This is a genomic window from Halorubrum sp. 48-1-W, from assembly GCF_003287355.1.
Taxonomy (GTDB): Archaea; Halobacteriota; Halobacteria; order Halobacteriales; family Haloferacaceae; genus Halorubrum.
Genome location: NZ_QMIM01000034.1, coordinates 36921 through 50433 on the forward strand (window position 1 = coordinate 36921; position 13513 = coordinate 50433).

Genomic DNA, 13513 nt, shown 5'->3' on the forward strand with positions numbered 1-13513 from the left:
AACTCGATTGCCCGCTCTAACTCGATTATCCGCTCCGAGTTGACCCTCCACTCCGAGGGTTTAATTCCCGGAGCGCGCGAGGGGGTCGTGTGGACCCCGACCGGATCCCCGCGGAGTTCCCGGCCCCGAGCTTTCGCGGCGCACAGGAGCGCGCGCTCGCGGACGTCCGCGACGCCTTCGCTGCCGGCAACGACGTGGTGTTGGTGCGCGCGCCGACCGGCAGCGGCAAGTCCCTGCTCGCGCGCGCCGTCATGGGGTCGGCCCGCGAGGTGGCCGACGCCGCGCCGAGCGAGCCGACCGACGCGTACTACACCACCCCGCAGGTCTCCCAGCTCGACGACGTCGCGAGCGACGACCTCCTCGAGGACCTGAAAGTGATCCGCGGGAAGTCGAACTACGACTGCGTCCTCCCCGGCGAGCACGACACGCCGGTCGACCGTGCGCCCTGCGCCCGCGAGCAGGGGTTCGACTGCAGCATCAAACACCGCTGTCCGTACTTCTCGGACCGAGCGATCGCCTCGTCGGGTCGGTTCGCCGCCATGACGCTCGCGTACTTCATGCGGACCGCGGGGTCGGAGGTGTTCCGCAAACGCGACGTGGTCGTGATAGACGAGGCTCACGGGCTCGCCGAGTGGGCGGAGATGTACGCGACCATCGACCTCTCGCCAGAGCGCGTCCCGGTCTGGGACGACGTGGGCGTCCCGGACGTCGAACGCGACGCCGGCACGGACGAGGACGCGCTCGACCGAACCGCCCGGTTCGTCGAGAGCCTCCGCGACGTGGCGAAACGGGCGAAAGACGAGCTGACGGGACGACCCGAGTTGAGCCGCGAGGAGGTCGCGAGACGCGACCGGCTCGGGGAGCTGATCTCGGAGCTCGGCTGGTTCCTCGAGGACTACCGCGACCTCGACTCGCCGACGACCTGGGTCGTCGACCAGCCCGACGGCGAGGGGTCCGCCATCGCGATCAAGCCGCTCGACCCCGCGCGCTACCTCAGACACACCGTCTGGGACCGCGGCGAGAAGTTCGCCCTGCTGTCGGCGACCATCCTCTCGAAGGAGGCGTTCTGTCGGGGTGTCGGCCTCGACCCCGGGAAGGTCGCGCTCGTCGACGTCGAGCACACCTTCCCGCTCGCGAACCGGCCGCTCTTCGACGTGACGCAGGGGTCGATGACCTACGAGCACCGCGACGAGACCGTGCCGAAGATCGCCCGACTGCTCGTCCGGCTGATGGCCGAACACCCCGACGAGAAGGGGTTGATCCACGCACACTCCTACGACATCGCGGGACGGCTCGTCGAGCGTCTCGGCGAGTTCGGCGTCACAGCGCGCGTCCGCCGGCACACGCGGGCGAACCGCGACGCCGAACTCGAGGCGTGGAAGGCGAGTCCGGACCCCGAGGTGTTCGTCGCCGTGAAGATGGAGGAGGCGCTCGACCTGGAGGGCGACCTCTGCCGCTGGCAGGTGGTGTGTAAAGCGCCGTACCGAAACACCAACGACTCGCGGGTCGCTCGGCGGCTGGCCGACGGCCAGTGGGCGTGGTACCATCGGACCGCGCTACGCACCGTGATACAGGCGTGTGGCCGCGTCGTCCGCGCGCCCGACGACTACGGGGCGACGTACCTCGCGGACGACTCGCTCCTCGACCTGTTCGACCGGGCAGTAGCCGACACCCCGTCGTGGTTCCGCGACCAGATCGACGCGATGACGACCCCCGATCTCCCCGCGTTCGACCCGTCGGCCGCGCTCGCCGGGATCGACGCCGAGCCGTCCGGCCCCGGCCGTGCCGGACGTCGCCAAGGTGGGTCGCGGAACGCCACGTCGTCCGGGCGGACGGGCGAGGCGATCGGCGATGGAACGGCGGGCCGTCCCGGGTCGACCGGGGACGGGGGGACGACGCGAACCCGGTCGGAAGCCGACGAGGAACGGCGGGAGGATCACCCGCTCTCCGACGTCTGGGGCGACGGGTGAACGGACGAACGGCTGGTGGGTGACGATCGCTACGGACCGTGCGCCAGGAACGGTCCGAGCGGGGTCACAGAAAGCTGATCCCCCAGGCGACCATGGAGCTCACCATGAGGAACGCGAAGAACAGCGCGATGGCCTGCTGTCTGTCCATACCCGAACTCGACCGTAGAGACTCATAATTCCTCCGGGCCGTCGTCGACGAGCGTTCGCCACGACCGTCCATTATACATGTCGACCGCAGTTCAGTGATACATTATATCGTATAAGGTGTATCAGGGTCCTGAATGAAGTAGTAAGGTTCATAATCGTTCACGCAAGACGGGTGTGTATGCCAACGAACGCGCTGTCGAGTGCGCTGACGCTGTACGGTGCGCGAACGCTGACGCTCGAGCAGGCGGCGACGCAGGCGGGCGTCAGCGAGGCCGAGTTCATCCGGCAACTGGAACGGCGTGGCATCGAGGTAACCGAAGCCGAGCGCTCGGCAGCGTCCGGAAGCGACCACACCGCGCGCGCGGACTGACCGGACCCCCAACCGCAGCCGAGCGGGTTCCCGACCCGGTACCGACCCGACGAAGAACCCCCACGCCGACTCGCGTTCACCCCCGTTTTATCGGATCAGTAACTCTCTGAGGTTTTCAACGGAGCCACGTGTTCAAATATTGATTTCGATAATTTCGGAGACAGTTATATAATATATGGGACGGGCTCGTGTGTATGCTCAACAAGATTCGACTAAGCAACACCGACCTTCGACCGAAAATCATACTCGCGTTCGTCCTCGTCGCTGCCCTGGTTGCCGTCACCGGGGCGGTCGGCTACACCTCGGTTGCCGCAGTCGACGAGGAAGCACATCTTATCGCGGAGGATGGACAGAAGATGGACGCGAGCGCGGTGATGATTGTAGGCATCGAACAGCAGCGTGCGGCGATACAGGCCGCCCAACTCGGTGACGAAAACGCCCAGCAAGAATTCGAGGAGGCCAACCAACTCTTCACCGAACAGGCACAGCATCTCGAAGAAACGGAGTTGAGCCCAGAGCAAGAAGAACAGTTCGAAACCCTCGAATCTCAACACGAGGAGTACAACGCGCTCGGAAGCGAGTTTTTCGAAGCACAACAAGAAGGTGACGCCGAACTGGCTACTGAGAAGGCCGAAGAGATGGAGTCACTGAGAGCCCCAATGGAGGAAAATGCGCACTCGATCGAGGAATCGGCCCAAGCCGATCTGGAGTCCCAAGTTGCGATCGCCGATAGCACGACGCAGACGGCACAGATGGAGATCATCGGACTCACGATCGGTGCGTTCGTCGTCGCGGTCGTGATCGGGCTGTTCGTCACGAAGCGGATCACAGCACCGGTCTCTCAACTCTCCGAGGCCGCCGTCGCCGCCAGCGACGGCGACTTCGATACCGATATCGACGACCACGTCGAAAACGACGAGCTCGGTCGAATGGTCGATTCGTTCAGGGAGATGCAGGCGAATCTCAAATCGGTGTTCGGTGAAATCGACACGTTCAGTAACAACCTAGCAACTGGCGACGACGAGCTTCGAACTCGCGAGCGGGACACGGACTTTCCGGGACGGTACGGCGACATCATGACCAATCTTGATCGCGGTGCCAACCAAGTGGTCACCGGGTTCGAAGAGATACGGACGGCCAGCGAGAACCTCCAGAACGGTCGGCTCGATCAGGACATCGACGCCGACAAGCCCGGCAGCTACGGTCAGATACTGGTCTCACTCGACACCGGAATCGACCAACTCAACGAGAGTCTCGTGGCCGTCCAACGGATCACCGATGAGGTCGCAGCGGCCAGCGAGGAGACGGCAACGACCGCGACCGAACTCGACGAGGCGAGTGCTGAAGTCGCGACCTCCGTCGAAGAGCTCCAGCAGGCGAGCGAGGACATCGCAAGATCGGTTCAGGAGATCAACACCGGAGCCAACGAGCAAAGCGACGACCTCCAGCGTGTGGCCAACGAGATGAGCGATCTGTCGGCGGCCGTCGAAGAAGTCGCCTCCTCGGCCGAAGAAGTGGGTGTAACCGCACAGAATGCTGTCGAGCGGGGTCTGGAGGGGCAAGCGGCGGCCTCCGAGGCAACCGAAGAGATCGCCGCGATCGAATCACAGGCGGATGAAGCAGCCACACAGGTCGAGGCACTTGATGACAAGATTACCGAGATAAACGAAATCGTCGATCTCATCACGGATATCGCCGAGCAGACGAACCTGCTCGCGCTGAACGCCTCGATCGAGGCAGCTCGCGCCGGCGAAGCCGGCGAAGGATTCGCCGTCGTCGCGGACGAGATCAAAACGCTTGCGGAAGAGGTCGGGGAGGCGACGACCGAGATCGAAACCCAGATCGAAGACATCCAATCGACGACGACCGAGACGGTTGAGGGAATGGAGACGATGACCGAACGCGTCGATCGGGGCTCGGAAACGATCGAGAACGCGATCGACATGTTCGACGAGATCGCACAGGCAGTCGACGAAGCTGAATCGGGTGTCCAGGAGATCAGCAGTGCGACCGACGATCAGGCTGCCTCGACCGAGGAGGTCGTTTCGACGGTCGAGGAGATAGCGAGCGTAAGCGATCAGGCCGCAAACGAAGCGAGTACGGTTTCGGCGGCCACGGAGGAACAGACTTCGTCGCTGTCGGAGGTCGCAGAAACGGCTGAACACCTGTCGAACCTCTCGGATACGTCGACTGCGGAGCAGCTCTCGGCGGCGTCGGAGACGCTCCGGGAGCAGGTCGCAGCGTTCGAACTCGACACTACGGCAACGGCCGACGCGATGTCTCCCGACACATCGAGCGCGACGCAGCCGGTCAGTGCCACGGACGGCGGCGAAAATCGACCACCAACACGGAGTGACGAGTCATAAATAGAGGATACGTACCACTATCACCGGCTGAAGATTCCAACGGAGCCTCCGTTCCCTCCCTTCGATCGTGCGTCTCTCCACTCCTACGGCCGTCACGGTCGCCGCCTCCCGGCGACTCTCGACGGTTCCCGGCGTCTTCCGAACGACGACCGTGACGGCCTACTCTCGGGGAACCAGGTGGACGTCGCCGCCGTGTTTGAACGCCAACACCGTGTCCGCGTCGTCGTCGACGAACGCGGGGTTCGGAACCGTCCGCGCCTCGTAGGTCTCCGGGTCGAGCACCTGGATCGCGTGTTCGTCCTCGACGGTCACCACGGTCGTCTCCGCGGCGTCGTCCCGAGTGCCGAGCCGGGTCGCGTCGGGCGTCCCGCCCTCGTCGAACGCGGAGGTGTACTCCTCGCCGGTGGCGAGCCGGATCCCTTGGATCCGACCGGAGACGCCGGTGACGAGCACCGGACCGTCGCCGTCCCCGGGATCGAGTATCTCGCCCGGGGCGTACCGCGGGAGCCGGACTGCGAACGTCACGCGGTACACCTCGTTGCCGTCGCCGTCCTCGGTGACGAGCGTCGGGTACGACTCGAAGCTCCCCCCCAACTCCGTCGTGACCCGCGCCGCGACGTTTTCCGCGAGCCGGTTCGATGAGACCTTCACGTCGGGGCCCTCGTCGGTCTCGTTCACCTCCGTGATGAACGCCTCCCGGTCGCCCTTCGCCTCCTGGTCGGCGACGTACGACTCGGCGATGTCGAGCGCCTCGGCACGCTCCTCGGCGGTGAGGTCGCGGCCGTCCGCACGAACCTGTATCACCCCGGCGTAGTAGCCGCCGGCGATCCGACCACACCGGTCGCAGGTCCCCCGCGACACCTTCACCGGGACCGTGACCGCCGCCGAACGGAGCGTTCCGCGGACGACACCCGAAAAGCGGCAGTGCATCCGGACCGTGTTCTCGTCGACCTGCTCGGGCTCGACGCTCCACTGGACGTCCTCGGCAGCGACGTGAACGCCGAGCGCCTCCGCGACCTCGTCGACCGCGACGTCGGTGTAGTCGCGCGCGCCCACGTCCCGCCAGGACTCCCCGCGGCGGACCGCCCCGCAACCCGAGCAGACGAGCACCTCGATCCGGTCCGGCGCGTCCACGAGCTCGAAGTCCTCGAAGTAGCAGTCGTCACACAACAGCGCGTCCCGCCCCGCCGGATCGCCGGGTAAGGGGTCGCGACGCTCGGGGACGGCGTCGCCACACCGGGGACAGAACTCCCGCGATTCGCTCATGACCGCGGATACGACGGTGACCCGTTTAAACAGCCCGAACCGGCTTCCGAGATCGCTCGGTCGGGGGGGAACGCGGTCGATCCTCCGAAATCGTTTTTCGCCCGGACCGAGAAGGACGGGTATGAGCGGCAACCCCGACGACGAACGGCTCGAGGAACTGCGCGAGAAGAAGCTCCAGGAGCTCCAGGACCGGGCTGGCGAGGGCGGCGGCGACGCCGAGGCCCAACAGGAGGCCCAACAGCGGGCGGAGGCCCAACAGGAGGCGGTGCTCAAACAGCACTTGACCGACGGCGCGCGCCAGCGACTCAACGCGGTCGAGATGTCGAAACCGGAGTTCGCGAAGAAGGTCAAACAGCAGGTCGCGGCGCTGGCACAGAGCGGCCGCGTCCAGGGGCGAATCGACGAGGACCAGATGCGCGACCTGCTCAAGGAGCTCCAACCCGAGCAGAAGAGCTTCGACATCCGGCGACGGTAGATGGAGCTCGCGCTGCTGTACAGCGGGGGAAAGGACTCCTCGCTCGCTGCCGCCCTGCTCGACCGGTTTTACGACGTTCGGTGTGTGACCGGCAGCTTCGGGCTCACCGACGACTGGGAGCACGCCGAGCGCGCGGCCGCGGAGATCGGCTTCCCGTTCGAGCGGATCGAACTGGACCGCGCGGTCGCCGAGGAGGCCGTCGAGCGCATGATCGCCGACGGCTACCCCCGAAACGGGATCCAGCGGGTTCACGAGCACGCCTTGGAGACCATCGCCGAACGCGAGGTCGACGCGATCGCCGACGGGAGCCGCCGGGACGACCGGGTCCCGACGGTCTCGCGCGCACAGGCACAGAGCCTGGAGGACCGCCACGGGGTCGACTACATCTCGCCGCTCTCGGGGTTCGGGCGGCACGCGGTCGACCGGCTCGTCGAGGCCACCTTCGAGGTCGAACAGGGGCCGAGCGAGGAAGTCCCGAAGGCCGACTACGAGGACGAGCTACGGGCGCTCATCGCCGAGGAACACGGCGAGCAGACGGTGGAGGACGTGTTCCCCGACCACGACCAGACGTACGTACACGGGCGGAACGACTGAACGCGGCCGGCGGGGAGGAACGACAGCCGAGAGCTCGGGTTCGGACGAAAGCCGAGGCCCCCCCGACGAAGAGAGTCGGAACGGCTTTCGGTCTGGGACGACAACGTTGTGACATGGGATCCGACCGCGTCATCGACCTGCTCCGCAGGGCGTACGCCGACGAGATCGAGACCGTGATGAACTACCAGACGAACGCGATCGTCCTCGATGGGGTCCGAGCCGAGGAGATCAAAGAGAGCCTCAAGACGGACATCCAGGAGGAGCTCGGCCACGCTGAGCAGCTCGGCCAGCGGCTCAAACAGCTCGACGCGCGGCCGCCGGGCTCCGCGGAGTTCACCGCCCGACAGGACTCGCTTCAGCCGCCCGAGGACTCGACCGACGTGCTCGCGGTCATCGAGGGCGTCCTCGACGCCGAGGAGGGAGCGATCGCGACCTACCGGGACCTGATCGACGCCGCGGAGGCGGCGAACGACCCCGTGACCGAGGACCTCGCCGTGACGCTCCTCTCCGACGAGGAGGCCCACCGAACCGAGTTCCGCGGGTTCCAGAAGGAGTACCGGACAGAGTAGTCGAGTCCCCGTCTGAGCGGTCGCGGGTCGCCGTCGCCAGTCCCACCCGCTCCCGAAAGGATGGTTTCAAGCGGCCGCTCGCCGAACCCGCCTCCATGTACGAGGGACTCAAAGGGTTTCGCGACTTCTATCCGGGAGAGCAGTCTGCCCGCCGGGAAGTGACCGACGCGATCGAAGGGGCAGCCGCGCGGTACGGCTTCCGCGAGGTCGCGACGCCCGCGCTCGAGCGGACGGAGATGTACGTCGACAAGTCCGGCGAGGAGATAGTCGAGGAGCTGTACGCCTTCGAGGACAGGGGTGGCCGCGAGGTGTCGCTCACGCCCGAACTCACGCCGACGGTCGCCCGGATGGTCGTCGCGAAGGGCCAGGAGCTCTCGAAGCCGATCAAGTGGGTCTCCACCCGGCCGTTCTGGCGCTACGAGCAGGTCCAGCAGGGGCGGTTCCGCGAGTTCTACCAGACCAACATCGATATCTTCGGGTCGTCCGCGCCGGAGGCGGACGCCGAGGTACTCGCGGTCGCCGCCGACGCCCTGACGGAGCTGGGGCTCACCGGCGACGACTTCGAGTTCCGTGTCTCCCACCGCGACGTGCTCGGCGGGCTCGTCCGTGCGCTCGCCGACGACCCCGACGAGGTGGACACGCCGGCCGCGATCCGCGCGGTCGACAAGCGCGCGAAGGTGGACGACGGCGAGTACTTCGGCCTGCTTTCCGACGCCGGGCTCGACCGCGCGACCGCCCGCGAGTTCGACGACCTGATCACGGACGTGGACGCGCCCGAGGACCTCGACGCTGTCGCCGAGGCAGGCGGGGAGGACGTGGAGGCCGCCGTCGAGAACCTCCGGAGCGTGCTCGCCGCCGCCGCCGACTTCGGCGCGGGCGAGTTCTGTGAGATATCGCTCACGACCGCCCGCGGGCTCGACTACTACACCGGCGTCGTCTTCGAGTGTTTCGACTCCACCGGCGAGGTCTCCCGCTCCGTCTTCGGCGGCGGCCGCTACGACGACCTGATCGAGAGCTTCGGCGGTCAGCCCACCCCCGCGGTCGGGGTCGCACCCGGCCACGCGACGCTCAAGCTGCTGTGTCAGCGCGCCGGCGTCTGGCCCGACGAGGCGCTCTCGACCGACTACTACGTCCTCTCCGTGGGCGACACCCGCCGGAAAGCCGCCGAGATCGCCCGCGACCTCCGGGCGCTCGCCGACGACGTGGTTGTCGAAGGCGACGTCTCGGACCGCTCGTTCGGCGCACAGCTCGGCTACGCCGACTCGATCAACGCGGAGACCGTGGTCGTCGTCGGCGAGCGCGACCTCGCGAACGGCGAGGTGACCGTGAAGGACATGGAGAGCGGCGACGAGACGACCGCCCCGGTCGACGAGTTCCCGCCCGAGTCCGGCCTGCCGACCTACGACGACTACGAGTGAACGGGAGGCGACGACCGGCCGCGGTCACGACCGCCGGACCCGGTCCAGCACCGTCGCCGTCGCCGCCTCGTCGAACCGCATGGGCCGTCGCCACCAGGGTCCCTTCCCCGAGTCGCTCGACAGCTCGGTGACGAGCCCGTTCGCGTCCGACCCCGCTGTCGGCGTGCTCAGTGGGATCACGCGGTCGAAGAGTCCCGACTCGTCCGGGTCGCCCGCGACGGCGACCCGGGCGTCGAAGGGGTCGCGTTTGAGGTGGGCGTTCGTCGGGACGACGTCGGCGGCCGTCTCACGGTCGGGAGCGTCGAGAACGCGACCGACCCGGATCCCGGCGAACAGGTACGCGCCCCAGTCGGGCGCGAGGTCGTCCGCGACGGCCGACGCGTCGGCGACCGTCGAATCGTCGTTGGGGTCGTCCGCCCCCGGCCCACGCCAGCCATGGGGTCGGAGCGCGAGCGTCGCGTAGAACAGCAGCCAGTCGCCCGGCTCGAGGTCGGCGATCGGCGCGGCCTTGATCGCGTAGGGGTCTCCGTAGGTCGCGTGCTCGCGGCCGTGAACGCCGGGGAACTCCGGGTCCATGTGGACCGGCCGGTCGCGGAGCGGCTCGGGAAGCGAGAAGGGAAGGTCGAGGTCGGCGTACGTCGGCATCGGCTCGTCGACCGGGAAGCGGTCCGGCGGGAGCGTCACGGCCGACTCCGGGATCGGGACGTACGCGAACGATCCGTCGGGGTACACCGGCCCGCGAAACCCCGGCTCGTTGGTGTTGGCGGCGACGTTGACGGCGACGGCGCGGGTCATTGGGAGGGATCCCGAGACGGCTACTCCGGCGTTCCCGGCGGGCGGAGGTCACGATCGAACTCGTCGAAGCGGTCGAGATCCTCGGGGAGTTCGTACGGGATCTCCCGCTCGTCGCTCCGGTCGGGGAGCCGGCCGTCCTCGAGCGCCTCGGCAGTCTCCTCCCAGCCGGGTTTCACGCGGATGCTACGCGCGGGCGTTCCGACCACGACGTGATGGTCCGGGACGTCGCCCTGGACGACCGCGCGTGCCCCGACGACGCTGTTCTCGCCGATACGACAGCCGGCGCGCACCATCGCGTCGTAGGTGACGCGAGCGTCGTCGCCGACGACGGTGTGGAAGTTCCGGACCGCGGTCTGGTCGACGAGGTCGTGGTCGTGGCTGTAGACGTGGACGCCGTCCGAGATGGACGCGCGGTCGCCGACCGTCAGCCTGCCACGATCGTCGAGGTGGACGTCGTCGTGGATCACGACGTTGTCGCCGATCTCGATGTTGTGGCCGTACGTGAACGATATCCCCTTGAAGAAGCGACAGCCGTCGCCACACTCCGCGAAGAGGTGTTTCCCGAGCATCCGGCGGAACCGCAGGGCGAACTCGACGTTGTCGGCCATGGGCGTGGCGTCGAACTGCCGCCAGAGCCACTGGAGGTGTTTCGACCGCCGGAACCGCTCCTCGTCCTTTTCCGCGTAGTACTCGGACTCGAGCGTGGCGTTACACGGGTCGTACCCCTGGAGTCGGACGCGCTCGGCCTTCGAGACGTCCGCGCCGTCCTGCCAGGCCTCCCAGCGCTCGCGGTCGCCGTGGAGGTCGATCAGCGTGTCCCGAACGACGTCGCAGGTGTCCTCCGTCGAGGAGAGCCGGTCGTCCACCTCGTCGATGAACCCCTGAATCGACGCCTCCGCGTCGGTCGGCAGGGACACGTGTCGCTTTGTCATCGTCGAACGTTCGCCGGGAAGCCTCAAATGGGTTCGGTTGTGCGACGCGACCGCCACGACGCGGGCGGCACCGACCGGTTCGAGACACAGCGACGACTCCGGCACGTCCGGCGGTCTCAGTTCCCGAGGACGACCGCGCCCGATAAGTGTCCCCGCGTCCAACGACGGTTCATGCAACACCGAGAACTCGGGACCTCCGGCGTCGAGGTGTCGGAGATCGGCTTCGGCGCGTGGGTCGTCGGGACGGACTGGTGGGGCGACCGCTCGGACGAGCAGGCGGTCGGGATGGTCCGGGACGCCCTCGACGCGGGCATCACCTACGTCGACACCGGCGACGTGTACGGCCACGGCGAGTCCGAGCGGATCGTCGGCGAGGCGATCGCTGACCGCCGCGAGGAAGTCACGCTGGCGACGAAGGTCGGCTACGACTTCTACGACAACCCGCAGGCGGGCCACGGCGAACTCCCGAAGGAGCTGAACGAGGAGTACCTCCGCGAGGCGCTCGAGGCCTCGCTCGACCGGCTCGACACGGACTACGTCGACCTCCTCCAGTTACACAACGCCAACGTCGACGAGGTCACGCCCGAGGTCCGCGACCTCCTCCGCGAGTGGAAATCGGAGGGGCGCGTCCGGGCGCTCGGCTGGGCGCTCGGTCCCTCCATCGGCTGGCTGGCGGAGGGCGACGCTGCCGTCGAGTACGACGAGTTCGACGCGGTCCAGACCGTCTTCAACCTCTTCGAGCAGGAGCCCGGTCGCCACTTCGTCGACACGATCCGCGAGACGGGGTCCGACACGTCCGTCATCGCGCGGGTCCCACACTCGTCCGGGCTGCTCAACGAGCAGGTGACGCCCAACACCGTGTTGGAGGACGGCGACCACCGCGCCCACCGCCCGAAGGAGTGGTACGAGACCGGCTGGGAGAAGGTCGAGTCGATCCGCTTCCTCGAGGAGCCCGACCACGCCGCGGGGACGCGCACCCTGAGCCAGGCGTCGATCCGCTGGCTGCTCGCCCACGACGAGGTCGCCTCGGTGACGCCCACGTTCCGGGACGGCGAGGACATCGCGGAGTGGAGCACTGCCAGCGACGTGCCCCCGCTCTCCGACGCCGAGTACGACCGGCTCGAGGAGCTGTACGCGCGGAACTTCGGCGTCGACCGCGACGACGGGATGGACGCCCTCCGAACCTCCGTCGACGGCGAGGACATCGCGGCCGCGGGCCTCGAGAAGCGCGCCGCCTCGTACTGAGACGAGGGGGCGGACGGGCTACGTGACGGGCGCGCTTCCGACTCGTCTTCGGGCATTCGTAAGAGCGTTTCAACGAACCGGTTTCTTGCTGGGTCACGGGACCTCTTCGGCACGTTCGGCGAGGTCGTCCTCGGTGGTCCATCGATAGAGTCGCCCCCGTTCCTCAAGCATCTCGAAGATCGCTGTCTACATCCCGCTGTATGGATTATCGACGTCGACGCCCGTATCGACATCGTCGATATCGAGACCATCGTACTCCCGCTTACAGACGTGAGTTTTCGCGAAGTACGTCTCGAGGGCGGTGAAGTAGCCCTGTTCAACGAGGAAGCCGCCCCGTGCGTGTTCAGCGACACCGATCAAGTAGTCGGTGTGAAGAACCGCCGACCCGTTTCGCGGAACCGAACGGCCGGGGCGCTGGAGACGTCTCCGAAAGTCGCTCACTCCGCCTCGATCCGACAGCCGCCGGTGTAGTCGACCCCCTCGATCGTCTCGATCCCGCCCTCGCCACACACCGGGCAGTCCGGGTTCCGCTGGTACGGAACCGTCTCGAACGTCATGTCCATGGCGTCGTAAAACAGCAGTCGCCCCTCGAGCGGCTCGCCCGTGTCGAGCAGGAGTTTGACCGCCTCCGTCGCCTGGATACAGCCGAGCGTCCCGGGGAGTACGCCGAGCACCCCGGTGGTCGCACAGTCGGGGACGGTGCCCGGCTCGGGGGCCTCCGGGAACAGACACCGGTAGCAGGGCCCGCCGGGGACGAGCGTCGTCGCCTGTCCCTCGAACTTGTAGATCGCGCCGTGGGCGACCGGCACCTCCTCGATCCGGGCGGCGTCGTTGACGACGTACCGCGTCCGGAAGTTGTCCGCACAGTCGACGACGACGTCGTACGCGCCGATCAGCTCGCGGGCGTTGTCCACGTCGAGGCGCACCTCGTGGGTCTCCACCTCGATATCGGGGTTGAGCCGGTCGACGAACCGCTCGGCCGACTCGACTTTCGGCTCGCCGACGTCGTCGTCCCCGTGGATCACCTGTCGCTGGAGGTTCGAGCGCTCCACCACGTCGTCGTCGACGATCCCGAGGGTTCCGACGCCCGCGGCCGCGAGGTACTGGATGACGGGCGCGCCGAGCCCGCCCGCCCCCAGGACGAGCGCGCTACCCTCGAGGAGTCGTTTCTGGCCCTCCGGGCCGACCTCCTCCATGATGATGTGTCTGGAGTACCGGTCGAGCTGCGTGGAATCGAGGGAGAGACTCATGCGTGGACGTGGGCGACGCGCGGGTATAATCGCTTTCCCGACGGAAGAGCGTCGTTGACATCCTCCCCGCGCTGAAGCGCGAGGATTCCTTCGTGGGACACCACGCCGGTCGTGTG

Annotated in this window: 14 protein-coding genes; 8 read left to right on the forward strand and 6 right to left on the reverse strand. The window is 67.3% G+C overall.

Annotated features, from left to right (window positions below; genetic code table 11):
- The first annotated feature begins 89 nt into the window (after window positions 1-89).
- The gene (locus DQW50_RS14675) at window positions 90-1970 is read left to right on the forward strand and encodes a helicase C-terminal domain-containing protein (RefSeq protein WP_112080013.1); all 1881 of its coding nucleotides are present in this window, start codon (window positions 90-92) and stop codon (window positions 1968-1970) included.
- A 64-nt stretch (window positions 1971-2034) separates the two neighbouring features.
- On the opposite strand, the gene DQW50_RS17920 is transcribed toward DQW50_RS14675, so the two are convergent.
- Window positions 2035-2190, reverse strand: coding sequence for a hypothetical protein (locus DQW50_RS17920; protein WP_157964877.1), 156 nt, complete (start codon window positions 2188-2190; stop codon window positions 2035-2037).
- A gap of 105 nt (window positions 2191-2295) precedes the next feature.
- On the opposite strand from DQW50_RS17920, the gene DQW50_RS14680 reads away from it, so the two are divergent.
- Both DQW50_RS14680 and DQW50_RS14685 read left to right on the forward strand, forming a co-directional pair.
- Window positions 2296-2487: a UPF0175 family protein gene (locus DQW50_RS14680; RefSeq protein WP_112080014.1), complete on the forward strand. Its 192-nt coding sequence runs from the start codon at window positions 2296-2298 to the stop codon at window positions 2485-2487.
- A 194-nt stretch (window positions 2488-2681) separates the two neighbouring features.
- The gene (locus tag DQW50_RS14685; RefSeq protein ID WP_112080015.1) at window positions 2682-4853 is read left to right on the forward strand and encodes a methyl-accepting chemotaxis protein; all 2172 of its coding nucleotides are present in this window, start codon (window positions 2682-2684) and stop codon (window positions 4851-4853) included.
- A 159-nt stretch (window positions 4854-5012) separates the two neighbouring features.
- On the opposite strand, the gene DQW50_RS14690 is transcribed toward DQW50_RS14685, so the two are convergent.
- Complete coding sequence (locus tag DQW50_RS14690) at window positions 5013-6119, reverse strand: 60S ribosomal export protein NMD3 (protein ID WP_112080016.1); 1107 nt, start codon at window positions 6117-6119, stop codon at window positions 5013-5015.
- Between the two features lie 121 nt (window positions 6120-6240).
- Here DQW50_RS14690 and DQW50_RS14695 point away from each other — a divergent pair, with 121 nt between their 5' ends.
- From DQW50_RS14695 to hisS, 4 genes are all read left to right on the forward strand, one after another.
- Window positions 6241-6594, forward strand: a complete 354-nt coding sequence (locus tag DQW50_RS14695) for a DNA-binding protein (RefSeq protein WP_112080017.1) — start codon at window positions 6241-6243, stop codon at window positions 6592-6594.
- The gene (locus DQW50_RS14700; RefSeq protein WP_112080018.1) at window positions 6595-7188 is read left to right on the forward strand and encodes an asparagine synthase-related protein; all 594 of its coding nucleotides are present in this window, start codon (window positions 6595-6597) and stop codon (window positions 7186-7188) included.
- A gap of 113 nt (window positions 7189-7301) precedes the next feature.
- The gene (locus DQW50_RS14705) at window positions 7302-7757 is read left to right on the forward strand and encodes a ferritin-like domain-containing protein (RefSeq protein WP_112080019.1); all 456 of its coding nucleotides are present in this window, start codon (window positions 7302-7304) and stop codon (window positions 7755-7757) included.
- A 95-nt stretch (window positions 7758-7852) separates the two neighbouring features.
- Window positions 7853-9175, forward strand: a complete 1323-nt coding sequence (hisS, locus tag DQW50_RS14710) for a histidine--tRNA ligase (protein ID WP_112080020.1) — start codon at window positions 7853-7855, stop codon at window positions 9173-9175.
- Window positions 9176-9199: 24 nt separating this feature from the next.
- On the opposite strand, the gene DQW50_RS14715 is transcribed toward hisS, so the two are convergent.
- Both DQW50_RS14715 and DQW50_RS14720 read right to left on the reverse strand, forming a co-directional pair.
- Window positions 9200-9970, reverse strand: coding sequence for a hypothetical protein (locus tag DQW50_RS14715; protein WP_112080021.1), 771 nt, complete (start codon window positions 9968-9970; stop codon window positions 9200-9202).
- 20 nt (window positions 9971-9990) lie between these two features.
- A complete protein-coding gene (locus DQW50_RS14720; protein ID WP_112080022.1) occupies window positions 9991-10902 on the reverse strand; it encodes an acyltransferase in 912 nt (303 codons plus the stop codon).
- Window positions 10903-11073: 171 nt separating this feature from the next.
- Between DQW50_RS14720 and DQW50_RS14725 the strand changes: the two genes are divergently transcribed.
- A complete protein-coding gene (locus DQW50_RS14725) occupies window positions 11074-12147 on the forward strand; it encodes an aldo/keto reductase (protein WP_112080029.1) in 1074 nt (357 codons plus the stop codon).
- 186 nt (window positions 12148-12333) lie between these two features.
- On the opposite strand, the gene DQW50_RS14730 is transcribed toward DQW50_RS14725, so the two are convergent.
- Window positions 12334-12588 carry a hypothetical protein gene (locus DQW50_RS14730; RefSeq protein ID WP_198664692.1) on the reverse strand — a complete coding sequence of 85 codons (255 nt, stop codon included), beginning with the start codon at window positions 12586-12588 and terminating at the stop codon, window positions 12334-12336.
- On the reverse strand, window positions 12585-13397 hold the full coding sequence (locus DQW50_RS14735) for a molybdopterin-synthase adenylyltransferase MoeB (RefSeq protein ID WP_112080023.1): 813 nt from the start codon (window positions 13395-13397) through the stop codon (window positions 12585-12587). Before DQW50_RS14735 ends, DQW50_RS14730 begins: the two co-directional genes overlap by 4 nt.
- Window positions 13398-13513: the final 116 nt, after the last annotated feature.